This is a genomic window from Paracoccus sp. DMF (assembly GCF_004407025.1).
Classification (GTDB): domain Bacteria; phylum Pseudomonadota; class Alphaproteobacteria; order Rhodobacterales; family Rhodobacteraceae; genus Paracoccus; species Paracoccus aminovorans_B.
Map to the genome: position 1 here is coordinate 1 of NZ_SOKV02000189.1, position 671 is coordinate 671.

Genomic DNA, 671 nt, shown 5'->3' on the forward strand with positions numbered 1-671 from the left:
GAGGAGGGACAAAGCCAGATTCTGACTGTTGGCGCAGTACAGACCGTGGGAGATTTCGCCCCTCCTCCTTTCACCCAAGCGCCGATAAAGAATGCATCTGGCTATGACCGACGATAGGAACAAGCCTGCGCCTCTGGGTGAGCCCTTCAAGTGCTCAAAACCTTAGCCCGGAGGAAGTCACTATGGCAATGCCAGTTCCCGTCTCCAAGCCGACTGTTGGTATTGATGTCGCAAAAAATGAATTGGTGATTTATCACGCCGATCTCGATCTTTTGGAAGCAATCCCGAATACCAAAGCCGCTATCAAAAAGTGGCTGAGGGCTTTGCCAGGCAGCGTTGCTATCGCCATTGAGGCCACCAACACCTACCACTTGGAGTTTGCTGATCTGGCCTATGAAGCTGGCTGCGTTATCTACATGGTCGGTGGTTATGAACTCAGTCATTACCGCAAAAGTGTGAAGGTTCGTGCCAAAACTGATGCCCTGGATGCCCAATTACTAGCGCGGTATTTGCGAAAAGAAGCCGACGAGCTTCGCCCCTGGACACCGCCGTCCCCTCTTTATCGCCAGCTGTTGAGCCTTTTCCGCCGCCGTGCCGCCCTGGTTCAAGCTCGCGTCAGCCTGACGCAAAGCTGGGCGAATGAACCGCTGTTGAAGGCCTCTTTTGCCGAG

The 671-nt window shown here is 53.9% G+C and carries 1 protein-coding gene; it reads left to right on the forward strand.

Features of this window, described 5'->3' with window-relative positions; genetic code table 11:
- Positions 1 to 182 precede the first annotated feature (182 nt).
- Positions 183 to 671: IS110 family transposase (locus E3D03_RS21140; protein ID WP_263568568.1), on the forward strand; the 489-nt coding region annotated here is incomplete at its 3' end.